Here is a 23,434-nt window from a genome sequence, read left to right as displayed (position 1 = left end):
CCACAGTCGCCCGGTCAGAAGCAGTGTTCGTCGGCGGGGAAGGCTCCGCTGGCCACCTCATTGGCGTAATCGCTTGCCGCCCGACGCAATTCGGACCCCACGTCACCAAATCGTTTGACGAACCGGGCCGTCTTGCCGGTGGTGAGGCCGGCCATGTCCTGCCAGACCAGGACCTGCGCGTCGCAGTTGGGGCCCGCACCGATGCCGACGGTGGGAATGGTCAGCTTGCCGGTGATCTGGGTGGCCAACTCCGCGGGCACCATCTCCATCACCACCGAGAACGCGCCGGCCTCGGCGACCGCGATCGCGTCGAGGATCGTCTGCTCGCCGGCCTCGCCGCGCCCCTGTACGCGGAACCCGCCCAACGTGTTGACGCTTTGCGGGGTGAATCCGATGTGGCCCATCACCGGAATCCCGGCGGCGCTGAGCGTGGCGATCTGGTCGGCGATGCGTTCCCCGCCCTCGAGTTTCACCGCATGGGCGCCCGCCTCTTTCATGAAGCGGGTGGCTGCCGCCAGCGCGGCCTGCGGTCCCGATTCGTAACTACCGAACGGCAGGTCGGCGACGACCAGCGCGTGCGGAGCCCCACGCACCACCCCGCGAACCAGGGGGATCAACTCGTCGATGGAGATCGGCACGGTGGTGTCGTAGCCGTAGACGACGTTGGCGGCCGAGTCGCCGACCAGCAGCACGGGGATGCCGGCGTCGTCGAACGCCCGGGCGGTGGAGTAGTCGTAGGCGGTGAGCATCGCCCACTTGTGCCCTTCGGCCTTCATCTTCTGCAGGTGGTGGATGCGGGTCTGGGCGCGCGGCGCGGACCCCCCATAAACACTGTGCTCAGACATCAATGTCCCTTGAGTGGTCGGGTCGAATCCTCGAGGCCCTGCCGGGTCCCCGGGTTCGTCTGACATCTGCCAGTGTGCCATTTATCGCACTCCGGCTGAACATGAAGCTCCAGTGGAATTTCTCACATACGATCAGCGGCATGCAGCGGCTCAGCGGACTTGACGCCAGTTTCCTCTATCTGGAGACCTCCACCCAGCCACTCCATGTGTGCTCCCTTCTGGATCTGGACACCTCCACGATGCCCGGCGGTTACAGCTTCGAGGCGTTCCGCGACGCGCTGGCCCGGCGGATGACGGCGATGCCGCAGTTCCGCGAGAAGCTCTCCGACTCCGCGCTGAACATCGACCACCCGGTGTGGGTGGAAGACACCGACTTCGACGTGTCACGACACCTGCACCGCATCGGGCTGCCCCCGCCGGGAGGGCGCGCGGAACTCGCCGAGATCGTCGGCCACATCGCCGGTCTGCCGCTGGACCGCAGCCGGCCGCTGTGGGAGACGTGGGTGATCGAGGGGATCGACGGGACCGAGGCCAGCAAGGGCGGCCGGGTCGCGGTGCTGACCAAGGTCCATCACGCCGCGGTCGACGGCGTCAGCGGCGCCAACCTCATGTCGACGCTGTGCAGCACCGAACCGGATTCCCCGGACCCCGAGCCGGTGGCGGGGGAGGGCGACGCCAGCGCGCTGCGCATCGCCGCCGGCGGGCTGGCGCGCTTCGTGTCGCGGCCGCTGAACCTGGCCAACGCCCTGCCCGGCGCGGTCTCGTCGGTGGTCAACACGCTGGATCGGGTGCGCACCGGGCTGACCATGGCGCGCCCGTTCGCCGCGCCGCGGACCCCGTTCAACGCCCGCATCAGCGCGAACCGCAGTGTCGCGTTCACCCAGTTGGACCTCGAGGACATCAAGACGGTCAAAAACCACTTCGACGTCAAGGTCAACGATGTGGTGATGGCGTTGGTCTCCGGCGTGTTGCGCCAGTACCTGCTGGATCGCTGTGAACTGCCGGAGACGTCGCTGGTGGCGATGGTCCCGGTGTCGGTGCACGGCAGATCCGATCGGCCCGGCCGCAACCAGGTGTCGGGAATGTTCTCGCAGCTGGAGACCCAGGTCGCCGACCCGGTGGACCGGCTGGAGGCCATCGCCGAACAGAACGCCGTCGCCAAACAGCACAGCTCGGCGATCAGCGCCACCCTGCTGCAGGACTTTTCGCAGTTCGCCGCGCCGGCGGTGTTCGGGGTGGCGATGCGCCTGTATGCGCGCACCGGGCTGACCAGCAGCCGACCGGTGCACAACCTGGTGATCTCCAATGTGCCCGGCCCCCAGGAGCCGCTGTACTTCCTGGGGTCGCAGATCACCGCGATGTACCCGATCGGACCGATTTTTCACGGCTCCGGGTTGAACATCACCGTGATGAGCCTCGCCGGGAAGCTCAACGTCGGGATCATCGCCTGCCCGGAGCTGATGCCGGACCTGTGGGCGCTCGCCGACGGCTTCGGCCCGGGCATGGAGGAGTTGCTGGCGGCGACCCGGTGAGACGAGGTCTGCATGTGCGCATGGCAGCATGGGGTGCCATGAGCAGCCACCGCGCACCGTTCGCGCGCACCTTGTTGGTCTGGACTGTGCTCGCCGCCGTCGGGTTGGTGCTCGGCGGATGTGTGCGGGTCGTCGACGGCAATGCGGTGCTGAGCTCGCCGAAGATCGGCGAGAAGGTCAAGTGGGATCGCTGCCGGGTCTCACCCGGGGCGGCGGCGAAACTGCCGGCCGGCGCACAGTGCGGCAAGGTGGCCGTTCCGATCGACTACGACGACGACGAGGACGACCCCGCCAACGTGGCGACGTTGGCGCTGATCCGGTTCCCGGCCACCGGCGACAAGATCGGATCGCTGGTCATCAACCCCGGCGGGCCCGGCGAGTCGGGCATCGAGGCGGCGATCAACCTGGTCGGGTCGATGCCCGACCAGATCCGCCAGCGCTTCGACCTGGTCGGTTTCGACCCGCGCGGGGTGGCCTCGTCGCGCCCCGCGGTGTGGTGCAACTCCGACGCCGACAACGATCGACTCCGCGCCGAATCCCAGGTCGACTACAGCCCCGAAGGGGTGGAGGAGATCGAGCAGGAGACCAAGGAATTCGTGCAGCGTTGCGTGGACAAGGTCGGCGAGAAGTTCCTGGCCAACCTCGGCACCGTCAACGTCGCCCGCGACCTCGACGCCATCCGGGAGGCCCTCGGCGACGACAAGCTCACCTACCTGGGCTATTCCTACGGCACCCGCATCGGATCGGCGTACGCCGAGGCGTTCCCGGAGAACGTGCGCGCGATGATCCTCGACGGGGCGGTCGACCCCAACGCCGACCCGCTCGAAGAGGGTCTGCGCCAGATGGCCGCATTCCAAGACGCGTTCAACGACTACGCCGCCGACTGCGCCGCGGGACCGGAGTGTCCGCTGGGCAGCGACCCGGACAAGGCCGTCGACGTCTACCTGTCGCTGGTGGAACCGCTGGTCGACAAGCCGGCGAAGACCCGCGATCCGCGGGGGCTGAGCTACAACGACGCGATCGTCGGCACCATCTTGTCGCTGTACTCCCCGGCGTTTTGGACGCACCTGACCGACGGTCTGAACGAACTGGTCGACGGTCGCGGTGACACCCTGCTGGTGCTGTCGGATCTGTACATGAACCGCGACAAGACCGGCCACTACACCAACGCCACGGACGCGCGGGTCGCGGTCAACTGCGTCGACAAGCCGCCGGTCACCGACCGGGAGAAGGTCATCGAGCAGGATCGCCGGGCCCGTGAGGTGGCGCCGTTCATGAGCTACGGGGAGTTCACCGGCGACGCCCCGCTGGGCACGTGCGCGTTCTGGCCGGTGCCGCCCACCAGTGAGCCGCACACGGTCTCGGCGCCGGGACTTCCTCCGGTGCTGGTGGTTTCGACCACCGGCGACCCGGCCACCCCGTATCAGGCGGGGGTGGACTTGGCCGAGCAACTCGGCGGGGGTCTGCTCACCTACGAGGGCACCCAGCACACGGTGGTGTTCCAGGGCGAGGAGTGCGTCGACGACGTCGCCAGCGCCTATCTGATCGACGGCACCCTGCCGCCGCCGGACACCCGCTGCGCGGGCAGCTAGATCGACCCGGTCGACGTCAACTGAGACCCGGCCGTAACCGTTTCGCAGCGTAGGGCTGCGACGATGTCATCCTATGGGGCGCCTGAGACTGTTGAGCTCGGTGCTGCTCGCGTTCGGGACCGTGGTCGCCGCTCCTGCCGCCGCGGCACCGGAATCGCCGGACGCCCACCCCGGCACACCGAACTGGACCGGCTGCGGCCAACTGGTCGACACCAGCGAGATCCCCACCGCCCAGTGCACCATGCTGGCGGTCCCGGTCGACTATGCCGACCCCGCCGGCGCCCAGGCCCGGTTGGCGGTGCTGCGGGTGCCGGCCACCGGCCAGCGCGTCGGCGCGCTGCTCGTCAACCCCGGTGGGCCGGGCGCCTCCGCCGTCGACGCGGCGGCGGGCATGGCCGCCGCACTGCGCGACACCCCCGTCGGCCAGCACTTCGACCTGGTCGGCTTCGATCCGCGCGGGGTGGGGCATTCCACCCCGCAACTGCGGTGCCGCACCGACGCGGAATTCGACGCGTACCGGCGCGAGCCCATGGTCGATTACAGTCCCGCCGGGGTGGCCCACATCGAGGCGCTGCTGAGCCAACGGGCTCAGCGCTGCGTGGACCGGATGGGCGCGGGTTTTCTGGCCAACGTGGGAACCGCGTCGGCTGCCCGTGACATGGACATGGTGCGCCAGCTGCTCGGCGAGGAACAGATCAACTACCTCGGCTACAGCTACGGCACCCAGTTGGGCGCGGCCTACCTGGAACGCTTCGGGGAACGGGTGCGCGCCATGGTGCTCGATGGCGCGGTGGATCCCAGCGTCGACCCGATCGAGGCGAACGTCGCCCAGATGGCCGGATTCCAGGTGGCGTTCAACGACTACGCCGCCGACTGCGCCCACTCCGCCGGCTGCCCGCTGGGCACCGACCCCACCAAGGCGGTGGCCCGCTACCGGGCGCTGGTCGACCCACTCGTCGCGCGGCCGGCGCCCACCCGCGACCCGCGCGGACTCAGCTACGCCGATGCGATCACCGGCACCCTCAACGCGCTGTACACCCCGCAGTACTGGACGTATCTGACCAACGGGCTGCGCGGGCTGCAGACCGGCACCGGCGCCGACGCACTGCTGGCACTGGCCGACGACTACGAGCAGCGTGACGCCCAGGGCCACTACGGCAACATCCAGGACAGCTTCGACGCCGTGCGCTGCGTGGACGCCACCACACCGACCGACCCGGCCGCCTGGGTCGACGCCGACCGCCGGATCCGTCAGCAGGCGCCGTTTCTGAGCTACCGCGAGTTCACCGGCTACGCCCCCCGCGACGTGTGTGCGCTGTGGCCGGTGCCGGCCTCCGGGGCCGCCCGGCCCGTCGCCAAGGCGGCACCGGGCAAAGCCGTCGTCGTGTCCACCACCCACGACCCGGCCACCCCGTATCAGTCCGGGGTCAGTCTGGCCCGCCAACTCGGCGCGCCGCTGATCAGCTACGAGGGCACCCAGCACACGGTGGTGTTCAGCGGCAGCCGCTGCGTGGACACCGCGGTCCTGCGGTATCTGATCCACCAGGCCAGCCCGCCGGCGCAGCTGCGCTGCTGACCGTCGCGGCTTGTAACCCAGATTTAACACCCGGTGGCCTACGCTTCTTTTCATGGACCGGCAGAAGGAGTTCGTGCTGCGCACCCTGGAGGAACGCGACATCCGGTTCGTCCGACTCTGGTTCACCGATGTGCTCGGCTATCTGAAATCGGTGGCGATCGCCCCCACCGAACTCGAAGGCGCGTTTGAGGAAGGGGTCGGCTTCGACGGCTCCTCGATCGAGGGGTTCGCGCGGGTCTTCGAATCCGACACGGTGGCACGCCCGGACCCGTCGACGTTTCAGGTGCTGCCCTGGACCGACGGCAGCGGCCAGCCGCACTCGGCGCGGATGTTCTGCGACATCACCATGCCCGACGGGTCACCGGCGTGGGCCGACCCGCGCCATGTGCTGCGCCGGCAACTGGCCAAGGCCAGCGATCTCGGTTTCACCTGCTACGTGCACCCCGAGATCGAGTTCTTCCTGCTCAAGCCCGGGCCGGAGGACGGCTCGGAGCCGGTGCCGTCGGACAACGCCGGCTACTTCGACCAGGCCGTGCACGACTCGGCGTCGGGCTTTCGCCGCCACGCGATCGGCGCGCTGGAGTCGATGGGCATCTCGGTGGAGTTCAGCCACCACGAAAACGCGCCCGGCCAACAGGAGATCGACCTGCGCTACGCCGACGCGTTGTCGATGGCCGACAACGTGATGACGTTTCGCTACCTGATCAAAGAGGTCGCCCTCGACGAGGGTGTGCGCGCCACGTTCATGCCCAAACCGTTCGGCCAGTACCCGGGCTCGGCGATGCACACCCACATGAGCCTGTTCGAAGGCGAAGTCAACGCCTTCCACAGCCCCGATGACCCGCTGCAACTCTCCGACGTCGGAAAGTCGTTCATCGCCGGGATTTTGGAACACGCCCACGAGATCAGCGCCGTTACCAACCAGTGGGTGAACTCCTACAAACGACTCATTCACGGCGGTGAGGCGCCCACCGCCGCGTCGTGGGGAGCGTCGAACCGCTCGGCGCTGGTGCGGGTGCCGATGTACAGCCCGCACAAGACGTCGTCGCGCCGCATCGAGGTGCGCAGCCCCGACTCCGCGTGCAACCCGTATCTGACATTCGCGGTACTGCTCGCCGCGGGCCTGCGCGGCGTGGAAAAGGAGTATGTGCTGGGTCCGCAGGCCGAGGACAACGTCTGGGATCTGACCTCCGAGGAGCGCCGCGCCATGGGCTACCGGGAGCTTCCGGGCAGCCTCGACAGCGCGTTGCGGGCCATGGAGGGCTCCGAACTGGTCGCAGAGGCGTTGGGCGAGCAGGTGTTTGACTTCTTCCTGCGCAACAAGCGTGCGGAGTGGTCGAATTACCGCAGCCACGTCACCCCGTACGAGCTTCGCACCTACCTGTCTCTGTAAACCTGTCTCTGTAACCCTGTCTCTGTAACGCGCGCTGAGCGTCCGGGTTTCACCGGTCGGCGCCGGTGCGATGGTGCGCTACCGTCGTGGGGGTGACCGGACCGTCCACCCAACGCCGCACCCTGCCGAGCGCCGGCCGGCTGGGTCTGGTGCACCCCAACGCCGCCGCCGACCTGGCCCGGCTTGGCTGGAGCGCTCACGACGACCGCGCCCACCTGGAGCTGCTCTGGTCGCTGTCGCGGGCCGCCGACGCCGACGTCGCGCTGTTGGCGCTGGTCCGGTTGGCCGAGGCCCTCGGTGACGACTGGCCCGAACTCGACGCGCAGCTTCTCACCGACCGCACCCTGCGGGGGCGGTTGTTCGCGGTGTTGGGCGCCTCGCTCGCACTCGGCGATCATCTGGTCGCCCATCCACAGTCCTGGCGGCTGCTGCGCGGCGGCACCGACAGTGCCGCGCTGCCGTCCCCGCAGCAGTTGCACGAGCAGTTCACCGCGGCCCACGGCGACGTCGACGACCCGGCGGAGACGGTGATGGCGCGGCTGCGCCTGTGCTACCTGGACCGGCTGTTGGTGTTGGCCTCGCTGGACCTGGCCTCGACCGTCGAGGACGAACCGGTGCTGGCGTTCCCGGTGGTCGGGGCGCACTTGTCCGATCTGGCCGACGCGGCGCTCGCCGCGGCGCTGCGCGTCGCCGAACACGCCGTCTGCGGCACCGACCCGTCGCCGCGTCTGGCAGTGATCGCGATGGGCAAATGCGGTGGGCGCGAGCTCAATTACGTCAGCGATGTCGATGTCATCTTCGTCGGCGAGCACGCCGACGCGCGCACCACCCGGGTCGCGGGGGAGATGATGCGGCTGGCGTCGGAGACCTTCTTCGCCGTCGACGCGGGGCTGCGCCCGGAAGGCAACCAGGGCGAACTGGTCCGCACCCTGGACTCCCACATCGCCTACTACCAGCGGTGGGCGAAAACCTGGGAGTTCCAAGCGCTGCTCAAGGCACGGCCGGCGGCCGGTGACCCCGAGTTGGGCCAGCAGTACATCGAGGCGCTGCAGCCGATGGTGTGGACCGCCTCCGAACGGGACAACTTCGTGCCCGAGGTTCAGGCGATGCGCCGGCGGGTGGAGCGTCTGGTCCCCGCGGAGGTGCGGGAACGCGAGATCAAACTCGGCACCGGGGGGCTTCGCGACGTGGAGTTCGCGGTGCAGCTTCTGCAGCTGGTGCACGGCCGCAGCGACTCCTCGCTGCACGTGGCATCCACCGTTGACGCACTGGCCGCACTCGGTGCCGGCGGCTACATCGGTCGCGACGACAGCGCCAACCTCACCGCGTCCTACGAGTTCCTGCGATTGTTGGAGCACCGTCTGCAACTGCAGCGGCTCAAACGCACCCACCTGCTGCCCGCCCCCGACAACGACGAGGCGCTGCGCTGGCTGGCCCGCGCCGCCCACATCCGCCCGCAGGGCCGTCGCGACGCACTCGGGGTGCTGCGCAACGAGATCAAACGCCAGAACCTGCGGGTGTCACGGCTGCACGCCAAGCTGTTCTATCAGCCGCTGCTGGAGCTGGTCGGGCGTGCGGAGTTGCAGTTCGCCGACGGCCTGACCGCCGAGGGCGCCGAACGCCAACTGGTGGCGCTGGGTTACGAGAGCCCGGGCAGTGCGCTGGCCCACCTCGACGCGCTGATCAACCAGAGCGGGCGGCGCGGCACCGTGCAGGCGGTGCTGCTGCCCGGCCTGTTGGATTGGTTGTCCGACACCCCCGACCCCGACGCGGGCCTGCTGGCCTACCGTCGGCTCAGCGAGGCGCTGACCGACTACCACTGGTACCTGGCGACCCTGCGCGACGAGAGCGCGGTGGCCAAACGGCTGATGCAGGTGCTCGGCACGTCGGCGTACATCCCGGAGATGTTGATGCGCGCCCCCGACGTGCTGCAGTCCTACGGCGACGGGCCGCGCGGGCCGAAACTGCTCGACACCGAGCCCGGCGCGGTGGCCGGTGCGCTGATCAAGTCGGCGGCCCGCTACGTCGACCCGGTGCGTGCAATCGCCGCCGCCCGCGCGTTGCGTCGCCACGAGCTGGTCCGGGTGGCGTCGGCGGACCTGCTGGGCCTGCTCGATGTGCCGGCGGTGTGCGCGGCGCTCACCTCGGTGTGGGCCGCGGTGCTGCAGGCGGCGCTGAACGTGGTGATCCGGGCCAACCTGCCCGGCGAGGCGCAGGCCCCGGCGACGATCGCGGTGATCGGGATGGGCCGGTTGGGCGGGCGCGAACTGGGCTACGGCTCCGACGCCGATGTCATGTTCGTCTGCGAGCCGGCCGCCGGCGTCGATGACGGGGTGGCGGTGCGCTGGGCGATCTCGATGGCCGAGCAGGTCCGCGCCCTGCTGGCCACCCCCAGCGTCGACCCGCCGCTGGACGTCGACATCAACTTGCGCCCGGAGGGCCGCAGCGGGCCCCTGGTGCGCACTCTGGGCTCCTACGCCGCCTACTACCGGCGCTGGGCCGAGCCGTGGGAGGTGCAGGCCCTGCTGCGCGCCCACCCGGTGGCCGGCGACCCGGACCTCGGGCACCGGTTTTTGCTGATGATCGACGACACCCGCTACCCGGCCGAGGGGATCTCGGAGGCTGCGGTGCGCGAGATCCGGCGGATCAAGGCGCGCGTCGACGCCGAGCGGCTGCCCCGCGGGGCCGATCCCAACACCCACACCAAGCTCGGGCGCGGGGGGCTGGCGGACGTGGAATGGACGGTGCAACTGCTGCAGCTGCGCCACGCCCACGAAATCCCGGCACTGCACAACACCTCGACTCTGGAGACGTTGACCGCGATCGCCGATGCGGGTCTGCTCGCCGGTGAGGACGTGGAGCTGCTGCGTCACGCCTGGCTGACCGCCACCCGGGCGCGCAACGCCCTGGTGCTGGTGCGGGGCAAACCCACCGACCAGCTTCCCGGGCCCGGTCGGCAGCTCAACGCGGTGGCGGTGGCCGCCGGTTGGCACAACGACGACGGCAGCGAGTTCCTGGACAACTACCTGCGGGTGACCCGTCGTGCCAAAGCGGTGGTGCGCAAGGTCTTCGATGAGTGAGCCCGCCCGGGGGCTGCGGGCGCCGGCCGTGATGCTAGTAAGGATGGGTGGACTTCACCTTCGATGCCATCAGCGCCGATGAGCATGAACGAGCCCAAGCGGTCTACACACCGTTCACCCAGGCGATCCGCGACCTGATCGACGCCGCCGTACGCACCGGCGTCGACGGGCAGACCATCGAGCAGGCCCAGCACGCCATCGAAGCGGTCACCGCCACCTTGACCGTCGCCGAGCAGGACGGCACCCGCACGCTGCGTCACGAAGGCACCGGACGCCCGATCGCGTGGGGCAACCCGGTGGTGGGCGGCCGCAACGCGATCGCCCCGCCGCTGGACATCCAGTACACCGATCGCGGGTGTTGGGCCGAGTTCGACCTCGGGGCGGCCTATGAGGGCCCGCCGGGATGGGTGCACGGCGGGATGTGCGCCCTGGTGTTGGACCACATTCTCGGCGAGGTGGCCAGCGACCAGTTGAGCAAACCGTTCTTCACCGGCACGCTGACGTGCAAGTATCTGCGCGGAACCCCGCTGGGTCGGCTGCGCGCCGAGGCGCGGCTGGACCGCGTGGACGGCATCAAGGCCTACGCCCACGGTCATATCAGCGACACCGAGGGGATCACCGTGGAGGCCGACGGGGTGTTCATCATGCCGGCGTGGGCCAGGGATCAGCGGTGAAGTACTACATCAGCACCGCGTTCCTCGACACCCGCGAGGTTGTCGAGGTCGCCCGGGCCGCCGATGAACTCGGCTACCACGGTGTCGGCATCCCCGACCATGTCGTCAACCTGGAGACCCTGCAGACGCCGTATCCGTACACCCGTGACGGGCAGCGTCGCTGGGAGGCGTTCACCGACTGGCCCGACCCCTGGGTGCTGGCCGGGGCGCTGGCCTCGGTGACCACCCGGCTGCGTTTTGTGACCACGGTCTATATCCCGGCGATGCGTGACCCGTACTCGGCGGCCAAGGCGATCGGCACCGCCGCGCTGCTGGCCTCCGGTCGGGTGGAGTTGGGCATCGGGGTCGGCTGGTGCGCCGAGGAATTCGCGCTGATGGGCCAGCGGTTCGACCGGCGCGGGCGTCGCACCGACGAGATGCTGACGCTGATGCGTCAACTGTGGCAGCCCGGCTGGACCGAATTCGACGGCGAGTTCTACACCACTCCGAAACTGGAGATGACACCGACACCGCCACCGATCCCGATCTATGTCGGTGGGCTCAGCGACATCGCGCTGCGTCGTGCGGCACGCAACGAAGGCTGGATCGGGGATCTGATCAAAACCGACCGCGCCATCGAAGTGGCCGGACGGCTGCGCGCCCTACGCGCCGAAAACGGTTTGTCGACCGATGATTTCACGATCCTGACTCCACTGACCGACGCGTTGTCGATCGCCGACCACCAACGCGCCGAGGAGGCGGGCATCACCGGGATCCTCACCATGCCCTGGATGTTCTACAGCGGCCCGCAGGCCACCCTCACCGAGAAGATCGACGGCATGAAGCGCTTCCGCGAGGACTACCGGCTCGACTGACCTCGGCGCGTGCGTGCTCGGCGGTGACTACAGGGAGCGGGCGATGATCTGTTTCATCACCTCGTTGGCCCCGGCGTAGATGCGCTGCACCCGGGCGTCCTCATACATCCGGGCGATCAGGTACTCGCGCATGTAGCCGTAGCCGCCGTGGAGCTGCACGCACCGGTCGACGACCTCGCACTGCCGGTCGGTGAGCCAGTATTTGGCCATGGCCGCGTCGGTGGTGTCGAGCTCGCCGCGCAGATGCGCCTCGACGCAGTGGTCGAGGAAGGTCCGGGAGGTGCGCGCCATGGTGGCGCACTCGGCCAGTTCGAACGCGGTGTTCTGGAATTCGAAGAGCGGATGGCCGAAGGCGTCGCGCTCCTTGGTGTAGCGGACGGTCTCGTCGACGGCGCGTTCGGTGCCGCCGACAGCCTGCGCGCCCACGATCAACCGCTCCTGGGCGAGCTGGTTGATCATCTGGCCGAACCCCTCGCCCTCCGCCGGGCCCAACAGGTTGGCCGCGGGCACCACCACGTCGGTGAACGACTGCTCGGCGGTGTCGGCGCCGTGCATCCCGACCTTGTCGAGCACCCGGGTGACCTGGTAGCCGGGGGTGTCGCGCAGGTCGACGATGAGCAGCGAGATCCCGCGGGCCCCGGCCTTGGGGTCGGTTTTGACCGCCAACACCACCATGTCGGCGGAGCCGCCGTTGGTGATGAACGTCTTGGACCCGTTGACCACGTACTCGTCGCCGCGGCGCACCGCGGTGGTGCGAATCGCCTTGAGGTCCGATCCGGCGCCGGGCTCGCTCATCCCGATCGCACCGATGACCTCACCGGTGGCCATCGGCGGAAGCCACTGTTTCTTCTGCTCCTCGGTGCCGTAGGCCAGGATGTAGTGCGGCACGATCCCGCTGTGCACCGCGATCCCCAACGACAGGTCACCGGAATAGCCCTGCGCGTCGAACACAGCCAGATCGTGGGCGAATGTGCCGCCGCCCCCGCCGTATTCGGCCGGTATCGAGCACAGCAGCAGCCCCAGCTCACCGGCGGTGCGCCACACCTGCCGGTCGATGTGGCGTTGGGCGTCCCATGTGTCGACGTGGGCGACCACCTCGCGCTCGAAGAAGCCGAGCGCCAAGTCGAACAATGCTCGGACCTCGTCGTCGTACCAGGACGGCTTCCGCCTAATGCTCATGGTGCAGACTTTACTGACCGCGCAGCCGGTCGAGCCCATAGCGTCCCCCGCCGGTGAACACCAGCAGCAGAAACGCGAAGCAGTACAGCACCGACGGCTCGCCGCCACCGTGGCCGCCCTGCGCCGGATCGATCGGCCACAACGCGTGCGGCTGGTGCTCCCAGAAATAGGCGACCGCCATCTGCCCGGACGCGACGAACGCCGCCGCCCGGGTGAAAAGACCGGTCATGATGAGCAGCCCGGCGACGAACTCGAGCAGGCCGGCCCACCAGTACGGCCAGTGCCCCAGCGGGATATCCAGGCTCACCGGCCACCCGAACAGCTTTGAGGCGCCGTGCGCGGCGTACAGCAGCCCGAACACCACCCGGACGATGCTGAGCACTGTCGGGGCGTGATCATCGAGTCGGGTATGCAGATCGGCGGCCATGCGCTGAGCGTACCGACGCCGCGGCGTCACCTCAGCTCTCCAACAACACCGTTACCGGGCCGTCGTTGACCAACTCCACCTGCATATGAGCGCCGAACCGGCCGGTCGCGACGCTCGCCCCGAGCCGGCGCAGCTCGTCGGTGAATGCAGCGACCAGAGGTTCGGCGGTCTCGCGCGGGGCGGCGGCATTCCAGGACGGCCGGCGGCCCTTGGCGGTGTCGGCGTAGAGGGTGAACTGGCTGACCACCAGGATCGGTGAGTCAAGGTCGGCCGCCGAGCGTTGATCCTCCAGGATCCGCAGTCGCCACAGCTTGTCGGCGAGGCGCGCTGCGGTCTGCGCGTCATCGCTGTGGGTCACCCCGATCAGCGCCACCAGCCCCTGGCGGCCGGCGGCAATCGCGCCGACAACCTCGCCATCGACCACGACCCGGGCACCGTTGACCCGCTGCACCAGCACCCGCATGACCACCGATGGTAGGGCCGGGGCTTCTCGACCTGCGAGACCGGCCGGGATACCCCATACTGCTGGCATGGCCTTCACGGTTATCCGCGTCTCCGACGGCATTGAAGAGAAAATCCACCACGTCAACGCCGACACGTTCGAGGTCCTCAAAGGCGGTGTGCTCAAGACCTTTGACCACGAGAAGCGCAAGACGACCTACCATTCGCCGGCCGGCTGGGCGCGGCTGGAGACCCGTGACGACCACCCGCACGGTGTTCCCCGTAAGGGCCGCTGAACGCCGGGCACGAGTTGTCCCCAGCCCACCGGGCCGCTGACTGGGCCACCGATCGCTGGTCGGCGATCATCAACCGATGTCCGATCACCCGGTGGTCGTGGGAAGCGACGGTGTTGTCAGTCGTGCCGAATTGATGGCGGCGGGCATCGGTGACGCCGGCATCCGGCGACTGGTGTGCAGGCAGACGCTGCGGCGGCTGCGTCCGGGGTGGTATGCCGCACCACACGCCGATCCGGTCGTCTGCCGCGCCGTGGCCCTGGGGGGTGCGCTCACCTGTGTCTCGGCGCTCGACCGGCACGGCATCTGGGTTCCCGAGGGGGCCGCGCATACGCTGCATCTGCGTGTGAACCCCTATCGCCGCCGACCGCTGCGCGCGGTGCCCGGTATCCGGCCGTGCGCCTGTGGGCCCACCCCACGCCCGGTCGACGACCTGGAGCCCGCGGTGGTCGCCGCTGTGGGATGCCTGCAGGGACCCGAGTTGGTCGCGGTGCTGGATTCGGTGCTACACCAGCGGATGCTGTCGCCGCAGCGGCTGCGGGAGCTGCTGGCCGGGCAACCCCGGCGGGTGTGGCGGTGGCTGGCCGCCGCGGACGGATCGGCGGAGTCGGGCACCGAAACGCTGCTGCGGCTGCATTTTCGTTCCCGCCACATCGCGTTTCGCCCCCAGGTGTTCATCCCGGGGGTGGGCACCGTCGATTTTTTGATCGGAAAGCGTCTGGTCGTCGAGGCCGACAGTCACCGCCATTATGCCGGTGACGGAATCGAGGTCGACCGGGAACGCGACCTGGAGTTGCATCGGCTCGGCTTTCTGCCGTTTCGGGTCTCCTACCAGCAGGTTTTCCACCACTTCGATCGGGTGGCGGCCGCGCTGGACGCGGTGCTCGCCCGGGGCGAACACCGAGTGCCTACTGAGATCGATGTCTGAGCGGACATACACCCGCGTATATGACCCCGTATGTCCGCTGGGCCGTCGATGTCAGTCGGCACCGCGGCTTTCGGCATCGGGCTGGGGGCTCTACTAGCAATCGTAGTAGAGCGCGAACTCGTAGGGGTGGGGGCGCAGGTTGACCGGGTCGATCTCCTGGGTGCGCTTGTAGCGGATCCAGGTCTCGATCAGGTCCTCGGTGAAAACACCGCCCTCGGTGAGGTATTCGTGATCGGATTCGAGCCGGTCTATCACCGCCGACAGCTGGGTGGGTGCCTGCGGGATATCGGCGGCCTCATCCGGAGGCAGCTCGTAGAGGTCCTTGTCGATCGGGGCCATCGGCTCGATCTTGTTCTTGATCCCGTCAATGCCGGCCAGCATCATCGCCGCGAACGCCAGGTAGGGGTTGCCCGAGGAATCCGGGCAGCGGAACTCCATCCGCTTGGCCTTGGGGTTGTTGCCGGTGATCGGGATGCGCACACACGCCGACCGGTTGCGCTGGCTGTAGACCAAGTTGATCGGTGCCTCGTAGCCGGGAACCAGACGCTTGTAGGAGTTGATGGTCGGGTTGGTGAACGCCAGCAGGCTCGGTGCGTGATGCAAGATCCCGCCGATGTAGTGCCGTGCCAAATCCGACAGTCCCGCATAACCGGCCTCGTCGTAGAAGAGCGGTTCGCCGTTCTTCCACAGCGACTGGTGGGCGTGCATCCCCGAGCCGTTGTCGCCGACCAGCGGTTTGGGCATGAACGTGACCGTTTTCCCGGCCCGCCAGGCGACGTTCTTGATGAGGTATTTGAACAGCATCAGGTCGTCGGCGGCGTGCAGCAACGTGTTGAACTTGTAGTTGATCTCCGCCTGGCCGCCGCTGCCGACCTCATGGTGGCCGCGCTCCAGGGTGAAGCCGCTGTTGATCAACGCGGTACTCATCTCGTCGCGCAGATCCACGTACTGATCGTTGGGTGCGACCGGGAAGTACCCGCCCTTGGGACGGGTTTTGTAGCCCAGGTTCGGGCCGCCGTCAGCTTCGGTGCGCGCTCCGGTGTTCCACCAGCCCGACCGCGAGTCGACCTGGTAGAACGAGCCGTTGGTCTGTGAGTCGAACGCCACCGAGTCGAAGATGTAGAACTCGGCTTCCGCTCCGAAGAACGCCGTGTCGGCGATCCCGGTGCTGGCGAGATACTTCTCCGCCTTGCGTGCCACGTTGCGCGGGTCACGCGAGTAGGGCTCCCGGGTGAACGGGTCGTGCACGAAGAAGTTGAGGTTCAGCGTGGTGGCGGCCCGGAACGGGTCGATCAGGGCGGTGTTGGGGTCGGGCAGCAGGATCATGTCCGACTCGTGGATCGACTGGAATCCGCGGATCGAGGACCCGTCGAAGGCCAACCCGTCGGTGAACACGGCGTCGTCGAGCGCGGAGGCCGGGATCGAGAAGTGCTGCATGGTGCCGGGGAGGTCGCAGAACCGAATGTCGACGTACTCGACGGATTCGTCGGCGATGAGTTTGGCGATGTCGTCCGCCGTTTTATCGGTCACGGAATTCGGTCTCCTTACCTGAGTAACCGCGCTGACGCTATGAAGAGCATATTTCTCGACGTTTACCCGAGTGTTTCGCCGACGTTACGGCCGGGACTGCCGGGCGTGATTGGGGGACGAGCACTCAAGCAGCCTACTGTGGGGCCATGACGCACATGGGCTCATCGTGGCTGTCCGGCCCCGGTGCGGCCGGTCCGGAGGATCCCGACAGCTATCCCGGCCGGTCGCTGGGGCTGCCCGAGCGGGGGCCGGGGTCGCTGGCCGGACTGGGCCGGCGGGCGGCGGCGCTGCTCGTCGACTGGCTGATCGCCTACGGGTTGGCCGCGTTGGTGATGACGTTCGGTTGGCTCTCCGAGTCGCAGTTGTCGTTGGCGATCCTTGTGGTCTGGCTGGTGCTCGGCGCGGTGTCGGTGCGGCTCTACGGGTTCTCGCCGGGACAATTCGCGCTGCGCCTGCGGGTGGCGTCAGTCGACGTCCGTGAGCACGTCGGACTCGGCCGCGCGGTCGGCCGTGGCCTGCTGATCGCGCTGGTGGTGCCGGCGTTGTTCACCGACGGCGACGGCCGGGGTTTTCAGGACCGGCTCACCGGCACCGCGGTGGTGCGCCGCTGACCGGCGTGGTCAGCGGCGCCGCACGGTGCGCTGCACCCCGCGCATCTTCGCCCCGGGCGGCAGCGGCCCCTTCGGCATCGCGGCCGGGCCCATCCGTGAGCCCAGCGCGGCCATCCGCGCCTCCAGCGCGTCCATCTGCTTGACCCCGATGTTGGCGGGCAGCTTGTTGAGGTGACGCTCCAGCTTCGCCAGCGGGACCTCACCGTCGCCGTTGCCGACCACGATGTCGTAGATGGGGGTGTCGCCGACCAGGCGGGCGGTGCGTTTCTTCTCCTGAGCCAGCAGCGGCTTCACCCGGCTCGCCGAACCCTCACCGACCAGGATCACCCCCGGACGCCCGAGCACCCGGTGCACCGCGTCGAAGTGGCCGGTGGCGGCGACGCTCTGCGTGACCCGCCACTTGCCGCGCAGGTTATCCAGCGCCCAGGCCGCCGCACCGGCCTGCCCGTCGGCCTTCTGATACACCGACTTCTGGGCGCGCCGGCCGAAGATGATGAACGCCACCAACGCCCCGAGCACCACCCCGAGCGGGATCATCGTCACCTTGGTGAACATCCCACCGGAGAGCCCCATGGCCACCGAGGCCGCCACGATCAGCACGAACGCGCCGATCATGTACGGCAGCAGCCGCTTGTCCTCCTTGCGCTGCATGTTGAAGGCCTGCCACAGCTGGCTGCGGCGCTGCCGGGAGGCGGCCTTGCGGGCGGCTTTCGCCTCGGCGCGGGCGGCCTTCGATTCGGTGGCGGTGCGACGTTTTGCCATAGTGACCAAGGATAGCCACCGACGGCGGGGGCCCCTCAGCGCGTCTGTGCTGCGGCCCGTCGCTCCATGGCCTGGGCGTAGAGCCGCCCCGCGCGGTACGACGAGCGCACCAGCGGCCCCGACATCACCCCGGCGAATCCCAGCTCCTCGGCGTAGCGGGCGTGCTCGACGAACTCATCGGGCTTGACCCACCGGTCGATCGGGTGGTGGCGCTCGGAGGGCCGCAGGTATTGGGTGATGGTCACCAGCTCTGCGCCCGCCTCGTGCAGGTCGCGGAGCGCCGCACGGATCTCCTCGGGGGTCTCGCCCATGCCCAGGATCAGGTTGCTCTTGGTGACCAGGCCGAAGTCGCGCGCCTGGGTCAGCACGTCGAGGCTGCGCTGGTAGTTGAACGCCGGGCGGATGATCTTGAAGATGCGCGGCACCGTCTCCACATTGTGGGCCAGCACCTCCGGGCGGGACTCGAACACCTCGGTGAGCAGGTCCGGCTTGCCGCTGAAGTCGGGGATCAGCAGCTCCACGCCGGTGCCGGGGTTGAGCGCCTTGATCGCGCGCACCGTCTCGGCGTAGAGCCAGGCGCCCTCATCGGGCAGGTCGTCGCGGGTCACCCCGGTCACCGTCGAGTAGCGCAACCCCATCGCCTGCACGCTCTCGGCGACGCGGCGGGGCTCGTCGCGGTCCAGCTTCTGCGGTCGCCCCGAATCGATCAGGCAGAACGCGCAGCGCCGGGTGCACACCTCGCCGCCGATGAGGAACGTGGCCTCGCGGTCCTCCCAACATTCGTAGATGTTGGGGCAGCCGGCCTCCTCGCACACCGTGTGCAGACCTTCCCGGCGCACCAAGCCCTTGAGCTCGGTGTAGTTAGGGCCCATCTTGGCGCGGGTCTTGATCCACTCGGGTTTGCGTTCGATGGGGGTTTGCGCGTTGCGTGCTTCCAGGCGGAGTAACTTGCGACCTTCCGGAGCGACACTCACGACTGCGATGCTACGCCAGCGCTGTCGGCCGGGGCCGCCCCCTGCGGCTGTCAGCTCAGCGCCAAGGCTCCGTCGAGGGCGGCGAGCACCGCGGCGGCAACCTGCTCGCGGACCTCGGCGACCTTGACCCGCCGACCCAGCTCCGCCGACAGTGACGTCACCCCGGCGTCGGTGATCCCGCACGGCACGATCGAGCCGTAGGCGCCCAGGTCGCAGTCGCAGTTCAGCGCGAACCCGTGCAGGGTGGTCGCCCGTGCCACCCGCACCCCGATCGCCGCGATCTTGCGGGCCGGCCCCGCCGGCCCTGGCGGGCACCACACCCCGGAACGGCCGTCGACCCGCACGGTGTGCAACCCCAGATCGTGGCAGACCGCGATCAGTGATTCCTCAAGGCGCCGAACGTAATTGACCACGTCGAGGGGTTCAGCCAGCCCGATGATCGGGTAGCCGACCAGCTGGCCGGGCCCATGCCAGGTGATCTTGCCGCCCCGGTCGGTGTCGATCACCGGAACACCGTCGACGGGGCGTTCGTGCTCGAGGGTGCGCCGCCCGGCGGTGTAGACCGGCGGGTGCTCCAACAGCAGCAGCGTGTCGGGGCCTCCGGCGCCTCGCGCCTCGGCGATCTCGCGCTGCAGCTCCCAGGCATCGGTGTAGTCGATGGAGTCGAGATGGCGGACGGCGACGGCGGTGTCGGCAGAGCGGATCGATGCACCCATAGCGGCGACGCTACCGTGGTCAGAGGGCGGCCGCAGCGGCGGTGGCGTAGCCGAGAGCCTCGCCGATGGTTTGGTGATGGAACCGGAATCCGGCTCGCTCCAGCGCGGCCGGGATGACGCGCTGACCGACCAGCAGCCCTTCGTCGGCGAACTCTCCGATGGCGGCGCGTACCGCGAAGCCGGGCAGCATCAGCCGCGGTGTGCGGTGTACCGCACGCCCGAGGGCGGCGGTGAACTCCGCATTGGTCACCGGGGCGGGCCCGGTGAGGTTGACCGGACCGGCCAGGTCCGCCTGTGACAGCGTGAACATCAGGGCCCGGATCTGGTCCTCCAGGCTGATCCAGGACATGTACTGGTGGCCGTTGCCGAGTCGGGCGCCGGCGCCGACGGCGAACACCGGGCGTAACCGGCCCAGCGCCCCACCCGACGGGGCGAGCACCAAGCCGGTGCGAGCCAGCACCACCCGTGCCCCCGCCGCGCTGGCCGGCGCGGTGGCCGCCTCCCAGTCCTCGCAGAGCTGAGCGAGGAAACCCGTTCCGGCGGGAGCGGTTTCGTCGACGGCTCGGTTACGGGTGTCGCCGTAGAAACCGATCGCGCTGGCGTTGACCATCAACCCGACGTCGGATTCGGCGACGGCGGTGGACAGCACTTCGGTGGGGGTGATGCGGCTGTCGCGCAGTTGCTGTTTGAACGCACCCGACCAGCGGCGTTTGGCGATGTTGATCCCGCAGAGGTTCACCACCGCATCGACGCCGTTGAGGGCGCGGGCGTCGAAGTCGCCGCTGTCGGGATTCCAGTACAGCTCGTCGGCGTTGACCGGGGTGCGACGCACGATACGCACCACCTGATGTTCGGCGGCGCGCAGCGCTGCCACCAGCGCTGAGCCGATCAGCCCGGAGGAGCCGGCGACTGCGATGACGGCTTCGGTCACAGCTGGCGCGCCTTCCTACAGCCCCAGGTCGGCGTCGAAGGCCCCCTCTTCGAGCCGATGCTTGACGGTGGTCAGGAAACGTCCTGCGTCGGCGCCGTCGATGAGGCGGTGGTCGTAGGTCAGCGGCAGGTAGCAGATCGAGCGCACACCGATCGACTCGTTGCCGGAGTCGTCGACGATCACCCGGGGCCGCTTGACGATGGCGCCGGTGCCGAGCATGGCGGCCTGCGGCGGCACCAGGATCGGGGTGTCCATCAGGGCGCCCTGGCTGCCGATGTTGGTGATCGTGAACGTCCCGCCGGACAATTCGTCGGGGCGCAGGTCACTGGAGCGCGCACGTGCAGCGATGTCGGCGATCGCGCGGGCCAGTCCGGCCAGCGACAGGTCGCCGGCGTTGTGGATCACCGGTGAGAGCAGGCCCTGCTCGGTGTCCACCGCGATGCCGAGGTGCTCGGCGTCGTAGTAGGTGATCTCCCCGGCGTCCTCGTTGTAGCTGGCATTGACGTTGGGGTGGGCCTTGAGGCCGTCGATCACCGCCCGGGCGATGAACGGCAGGAACGTCAGGTTCACGCCCTCCCGCTCGGCGAACTCCGCTTTGGCGCGGGCCCGCAGCGCCACCACCCGGGTCATGTCGACCTCGTGGGTCTGGGTGAGTTGCGCGGTGGCCTGCAACGATTCCCGAGTCTTTTTGGCGGTGATCTGCCGGATCCGGTTGGCCTTCTTGGTGGTGCCGCGCAGATTGGCCAGCGCGGGTGCGGGTTTCGGCGCCGCCGGGGCGGCCGACGGCTGGGCGGCCGGCTGCGCCGGGGCACCGGCCGGCTGCGCCGGCTTCTCCGCGGCCTTGCGCTTCTCCGCCGCGTCGAGGACATCCTGTTTGCGGATGCGCCCACCGACCCCGGTGCCGGTGACCTGGGACAGATCCACGTCGTGGTCGTTGGCGAGCTTGCGCACCAGTGGCGTGACATAGGGGGTGCCGCCGCCGGACGCGCTGCCGGCCGCGGAGGGCTCCGGTTTCGGCGTGCGCTGGGGCTCCGGCTGGGTCTCCGTCTTCGCCTCAGGCTCCGGTTTCGCCTCAGGCTCCGGCTCCGGGGCCGGCTTGGGTTCGGGCTTGGGTTCGGGTTTCGGCTCGGACTTGGGCTCGGCCGGGGCGGCCGCGGCACTGTCGGCCGAACCGATGCGGGCCAGTTCGCCACCGACCTCGACGGTGTCGTCCTCCTCGGCAGTGATCGCGACCAGCACCCCGGCGATCGGGGAGGGGATCTCGGTGTCGACCTTGTCGGTGGAGACCTCCACGAGCGCCTCGTCGACCTGCACCGAGTCGCCGACCTTCTTGAGCCAGCGGGTCACGGTGCCCTCGGTCACCGACTCGCCCAACTCCGGCATCCGGACCACCTGGCCCTCACCGCCACCGGCCGGCGCCGACGACTGCTGCTCGGGCGCCGGTGAAGGCTCCTCGGCGGCGGGCTGCTCGGGTTGCGCGGCGGGCTGTTCGGGTTGCGCGGCGGGCTGCTCGTCGGTGGAATCGGAACCACCGGCGGCATCCCCGGAGTCGCCGGAATCCTCGGCGGAATCGCTGATCTCGGCCAGTGTCCCGCCGACCTCGACGGTGTCGTCCTCCTGGGCGACGATCCGGCTGAGCACGCCCGCAGCCGGGGACGGGATCTCGGTGTCGACCTTGTCGGTGGAGACCTCGAGCAGCGGCTCATCGACTTCGACCGTGTCGCCCTCCTGCTTGAGCCAGCGGGTGACGGTGCCCTCGGTGACGCTCTCGCCGAGTGCCGGCATCTGGACGGAGAAGGGCATCGGTGTCGACTCCTCGATCGGTCAGCTGAACACGGGTCGATCTCTGGCTTACCACAGCACCCGGAGGCGAGGCGGCATCTGAGGTCGATTGTCCTAACCATCCTGTCACTGCGGCGAAATCGACGCTCACTGGGGGACGGCCGACCGGGGCGGGGGGAAACGACCCGCGACACGTTGTTGAAAACGATTTTCATTCGAGCCGGTTTGGGGTTACTGTCTAGACGACGTTGTTGGCAATGGTTGTCATTCGCAGGTAGCGGTCCGAGTGGTCAGGGGGTGAGCGGGTGAGTGCACCGGTGTGGATGGCGCTGCCGCCGGAGGCGCACTCCAGCGCGCTGAGTGCGGGCCCCGGGCCGGGGCCGCTTCTGGCCGCCGCCGGGGCCTGGTCATCGCTGAGCGCCGAATACGCCGCGGTCGCCACCGAACTGACCGCCACCCTCGGGGCGGTGCAGGCCGGCGCCTGGGAGGGCCCCACCGCGATGATGTATCACGCCGCGCACCTGCCGTATCTGGCCTGGCTGGGCCGGGTCAGCGCCGACAGCGCGGTGACCGCCACCCAGTTGGAGACCGCCGCGGCGGCCTACACCGGCGCGCTGGCCACGATGCCGACCATTCCGGAGTTGGCCGCCAACCATGCGGTGCACGGCGTGCTGGTCGCCACGAATTTCTTCGGCATCAACACCATTCCGATCGCGGTCAACGAGGCCGACTACGTGCGGATGTGGATCCAGGCCGCCACCACCATGGCGACCTACTCCGGGGTGGCCGGCGGCGCCCTGGCCGCGACCCCGGCCAGCACCACCGCCCCGCCCATCGTCACCCACGACCACGACGGCGCCGACCACGACGACGGTCACGGCCACGGCCACGACGATCCGGCTGACGGCCTCAGCCCGCTCGACCCGCGCTGGTGGCTCGACGTCGGCGGCGAACAGATCAAAAACATCCAGCTGCTGGTGACCGATCTGTTCACCAACCCGTCGGCGCTGCTGACCGACCTGCCGATGGTGCTGGCCGACGTGACCTTCCACGCCAGCCAGCTGCTCTCCACCGCCCTGCAGTTCGCGCCGGCGTTGATCCAGCCGGCGCTGACCCTGGCGATTGGTGGTCTCGGTGGCCTGGTCGGGCTGGCCGGGATGGCCGGGATCACCACCGCCGCGCCCCCGGTGCCCGCACCGCTACCGGCACCGATCGGTGGGCAGAGCCCGCTTCCGCCGCCGGTGGCCGCGGCCCCCGCCCCGGGTGCTCCCGCGGCACCGGCGGCACCGGCCGCGCCCGGCGCCCCCGCGACAC

General features: G+C 69.1%; 21 protein-coding genes. 11 read left to right on the top strand and 10 right to left on the bottom strand.

The window, feature by feature from the left end:
- Window positions 1-14: 14 nt before the first annotated feature.
- On the bottom strand, window positions 15-845 hold the full coding sequence (gene panB / locus B8W67_RS02035) for a 3-methyl-2-oxobutanoate hydroxymethyltransferase (RefSeq protein WP_069391473.1): 831 nt from the start codon (window positions 843-845) through the stop codon (window positions 15-17).
- 140 nt (window positions 846-985) lie between these two features.
- On the opposite strand from panB, the gene B8W67_RS02030 reads away from it, so the two are divergent.
- From B8W67_RS02030 to B8W67_RS02000, 7 genes are all read left to right on the top strand, one after another.
- A complete protein-coding gene (locus B8W67_RS02030) occupies window positions 986-2,377 on the top strand; it encodes a WS/DGAT/MGAT family O-acyltransferase (RefSeq protein WP_069391472.1) in 1,392 nt (463 codons plus the stop codon).
- Between the two features lie 38 nt (window positions 2,378-2,415).
- Entirely contained in the window at window positions 2,416-3,969 is a 1,554-nt protein-coding gene (locus B8W67_RS02025) for an alpha/beta hydrolase (protein ID WP_085302057.1), read from the top strand.
- Window positions 3,970-4,042: 73 nt separating this feature from the next.
- Complete coding sequence (locus B8W67_RS02020; RefSeq protein ID WP_085302055.1) at window positions 4,043-5,545, top strand: alpha/beta hydrolase; 1,503 nt, start codon at window positions 4,043-4,045, stop codon at window positions 5,543-5,545.
- 52 nt (window positions 5,546-5,597) lie between these two features.
- Complete coding sequence (gene glnA / locus B8W67_RS02015; RefSeq protein ID WP_069391469.1) at window positions 5,598-6,938, top strand: type I glutamate--ammonia ligase; 1,341 nt, start codon at window positions 5,598-5,600, stop codon at window positions 6,936-6,938.
- 86 nt (window positions 6,939-7,024) lie between these two features.
- Window positions 7,025-10,018 (top strand): bifunctional [glutamine synthetase] adenylyltransferase/[glutamine synthetase]-adenylyl-L-tyrosine phosphorylase, encoded by a 2,994-nt coding sequence (locus tag B8W67_RS02010; RefSeq protein WP_085302053.1) that lies wholly within the window; start codon window positions 7,025-7,027, stop codon window positions 10,016-10,018.
- A gap of 47 nt (window positions 10,019-10,065) precedes the next feature.
- A complete protein-coding gene (locus B8W67_RS02005; protein ID WP_069391467.1) occupies window positions 10,066-10,692 on the top strand; it encodes a PaaI family thioesterase in 627 nt (208 codons plus the stop codon).
- On the top strand, window positions 10,689-11,546 hold the full coding sequence (locus B8W67_RS02000) for a TIGR03619 family F420-dependent LLM class oxidoreductase (protein ID WP_085302165.1): 858 nt from the start codon (window positions 10,689-10,691) through the stop codon (window positions 11,544-11,546). Before B8W67_RS02005 ends, B8W67_RS02000 begins: the two co-directional genes overlap by 4 nt.
- Window positions 11,547-11,573: 27 nt before the next feature.
- Here the strand turns inward: B8W67_RS02000 and B8W67_RS01995 are convergent, their stop codons facing one another.
- The 3 genes from B8W67_RS01995 to dtd are packed head-to-tail and all read right to left on the bottom strand — an operon-like array spanning window position 11,574 to window position 13,615.
- Window positions 11,574-12,725 (bottom strand): acyl-CoA dehydrogenase family protein, encoded by a 1,152-nt coding sequence (locus tag B8W67_RS01995; RefSeq protein ID WP_069391599.1) that lies wholly within the window; start codon window positions 12,723-12,725, stop codon window positions 11,574-11,576.
- A gap of 10 nt (window positions 12,726-12,735) precedes the next feature.
- Window positions 12,736-13,152, bottom strand: coding sequence for a DoxX family protein (locus B8W67_RS01990; RefSeq protein ID WP_085302051.1), 417 nt, complete (start codon window positions 13,150-13,152; stop codon window positions 12,736-12,738).
- Between the two features lie 31 nt (window positions 13,153-13,183).
- On the bottom strand, window positions 13,184-13,615 hold the full coding sequence (dtd, locus tag B8W67_RS01985; RefSeq protein ID WP_069391464.1) for a D-aminoacyl-tRNA deacylase: 432 nt from the start codon (window positions 13,613-13,615) through the stop codon (window positions 13,184-13,186).
- 67 nt (window positions 13,616-13,682) lie between these two features.
- Here dtd and B8W67_RS01980 point away from each other — a divergent pair, with 67 nt between their 5' ends.
- Together B8W67_RS01980 and B8W67_RS01975 are read left to right on the top strand one after the other, a co-directional pair.
- Window positions 13,683-13,889 carry a hypothetical protein gene (locus B8W67_RS01980; protein WP_069391463.1) on the top strand — a complete coding sequence of 69 codons (207 nt, stop codon included), beginning with the start codon at window positions 13,683-13,685 and terminating at the stop codon, window positions 13,887-13,889.
- A 76-nt stretch (window positions 13,890-13,965) separates the two neighbouring features.
- On the top strand, window positions 13,966-14,814 hold the full coding sequence (locus B8W67_RS01975; RefSeq protein WP_085302049.1) for an endonuclease domain-containing protein: 849 nt from the start codon (window positions 13,966-13,968) through the stop codon (window positions 14,812-14,814).
- Window positions 14,815-14,907: 93 nt separating this feature from the next.
- Here the strand turns inward: B8W67_RS01975 and glnA (B8W67_RS01970) are convergent, their stop codons facing one another.
- Entirely contained in the window at window positions 14,908-16,344 is a 1,437-nt protein-coding gene (glnA, locus tag B8W67_RS01970) for a type I glutamate--ammonia ligase (protein WP_069391462.1), read from the bottom strand.
- A gap of 146 nt (window positions 16,345-16,490) precedes the next feature.
- On the opposite strand from glnA (B8W67_RS01970), the gene B8W67_RS01965 reads away from it, so the two are divergent.
- Complete coding sequence (locus B8W67_RS01965; protein ID WP_069391461.1) at window positions 16,491-16,955, top strand: RDD family protein; 465 nt, start codon at window positions 16,491-16,493, stop codon at window positions 16,953-16,955.
- 9 nt (window positions 16,956-16,964) lie between these two features.
- On the opposite strand, the gene B8W67_RS01960 is transcribed toward B8W67_RS01965, so the two are convergent.
- From B8W67_RS01960 to sucB, 5 genes are read right to left on the bottom strand one after another with little or no spacing between them, the layout of a single operon-like run.
- Window positions 16,965-17,717 (bottom strand): DUF4191 domain-containing protein, encoded by a 753-nt coding sequence (locus B8W67_RS01960; RefSeq protein ID WP_069391460.1) that lies wholly within the window; start codon window positions 17,715-17,717, stop codon window positions 16,965-16,967.
- 35 nt (window positions 17,718-17,752) lie between these two features.
- A complete protein-coding gene (gene lipA / locus B8W67_RS01955) occupies window positions 17,753-18,691 on the bottom strand; it encodes a lipoyl synthase (RefSeq protein ID WP_069391459.1) in 939 nt (312 codons plus the stop codon).
- 50 nt (window positions 18,692-18,741) lie between these two features.
- Window positions 18,742-19,407, bottom strand: coding sequence for a lipoyl(octanoyl) transferase LipB (lipB, locus tag B8W67_RS01950; protein WP_085302047.1), 666 nt, complete (start codon window positions 19,405-19,407; stop codon window positions 18,742-18,744).
- Window positions 19,408-19,426: 19 nt separating this feature from the next.
- Window positions 19,427-20,338 (bottom strand): TIGR01777 family oxidoreductase, encoded by a 912-nt coding sequence (locus B8W67_RS01945; RefSeq protein ID WP_085302045.1) that lies wholly within the window; start codon window positions 20,336-20,338, stop codon window positions 19,427-19,429.
- 15 nt (window positions 20,339-20,353) lie between these two features.
- Window positions 20,354-22,141, bottom strand: a complete 1,788-nt coding sequence (gene sucB / locus B8W67_RS01940; protein ID WP_085302043.1) for a 2-oxoglutarate dehydrogenase, E2 component, dihydrolipoamide succinyltransferase — start codon at window positions 22,139-22,141, stop codon at window positions 20,354-20,356.
- A 302-nt stretch (window positions 22,142-22,443) separates the two neighbouring features.
- Between sucB and B8W67_RS01935 the strand changes: the two genes are divergently transcribed.
- Window positions 22,444-23,434: PPE domain-containing protein (locus B8W67_RS01935; protein WP_109561691.1), on the top strand; the 991-nt coding region annotated here is incomplete at its 3' end.

The sequence above is a fragment of the Mycolicibacillus koreensis genome, from assembly GCF_002104795.1.
GTDB classification, from domain to species: domain Bacteria; phylum Actinomycetota; class Actinomycetes; order Mycobacteriales; family Mycobacteriaceae; genus Mycobacterium; species Mycobacterium koreense.
This window is presented reverse-complemented; position numbering and strand designations above follow the sequence as displayed.

Bases quoted from the DNA above. Each gene is read 5' to 3' on its own strand.
- panB (WP_069391473.1), bottom strand. From the start codon at position 845: ATGTCTGAGCACAGTGTTTATGGGGGGTCCGCGCCGCGCGCCCAGACC.
- B8W67_RS02030 (WP_069391472.1), top strand. From the start codon at position 986: ATGCAGCGGCTCAGCGGACTTGACGCCAGTTTCCTCTATCTGGAGACC.
- B8W67_RS02025 (WP_085302057.1), top strand. From the start codon at position 2,416: ATGAGCAGCCACCGCGCACCGTTCGCGCGCACCTTGTTGGTCTGGACT.
- B8W67_RS02020 (WP_085302055.1), top strand. From the start codon at position 4,043: ATGGGGCGCCTGAGACTGTTGAGCTCGGTGCTGCTCGCGTTCGGGACC.
- glnA (WP_069391469.1), top strand. From the start codon at position 5,598: ATGGACCGGCAGAAGGAGTTCGTGCTGCGCACCCTGGAGGAACGCGAC.
- B8W67_RS01995 (WP_069391599.1), bottom strand. From the start codon at position 12,725: ATGAGCATTAGGCGGAAGCCGTCCTGGTACGACGACGAGGTCCGAGCA.
- B8W67_RS01990 (WP_085302051.1), bottom strand. From the start codon at position 13,152: ATGGCCGCCGATCTGCATACCCGACTCGATGATCACGCCCCGACAGTG.
- dtd (WP_069391464.1), bottom strand. From the start codon at position 13,615: ATGCGGGTGCTGGTGCAGCGGGTCAACGGTGCCCGGGTCGTGGTCGAT.
- B8W67_RS01980 (WP_069391463.1), top strand. From the start codon at position 13,683: ATGGCCTTCACGGTTATCCGCGTCTCCGACGGCATTGAAGAGAAAATC.
- B8W67_RS01975 (WP_085302049.1), top strand. From the start codon at position 13,966: ATGTCCGATCACCCGGTGGTCGTGGGAAGCGACGGTGTTGTCAGTCGT.
- B8W67_RS01965 (WP_069391461.1), top strand. From the start codon at position 16,491: ATGACGCACATGGGCTCATCGTGGCTGTCCGGCCCCGGTGCGGCCGGT.
- B8W67_RS01960 (WP_069391460.1), bottom strand. From the start codon at position 17,717: ATGGCAAAACGTCGCACCGCCACCGAATCGAAGGCCGCCCGCGCCGAG.
- lipB (WP_085302047.1), bottom strand. From the start codon at position 19,407: ATGGGTGCATCGATCCGCTCTGCCGACACCGCCGTCGCCGTCCGCCAT.
- sucB (WP_085302043.1), bottom strand. From the start codon at position 22,141: ATGCCCTTCTCCGTCCAGATGCCGGCACTCGGCGAGAGCGTCACCGAG.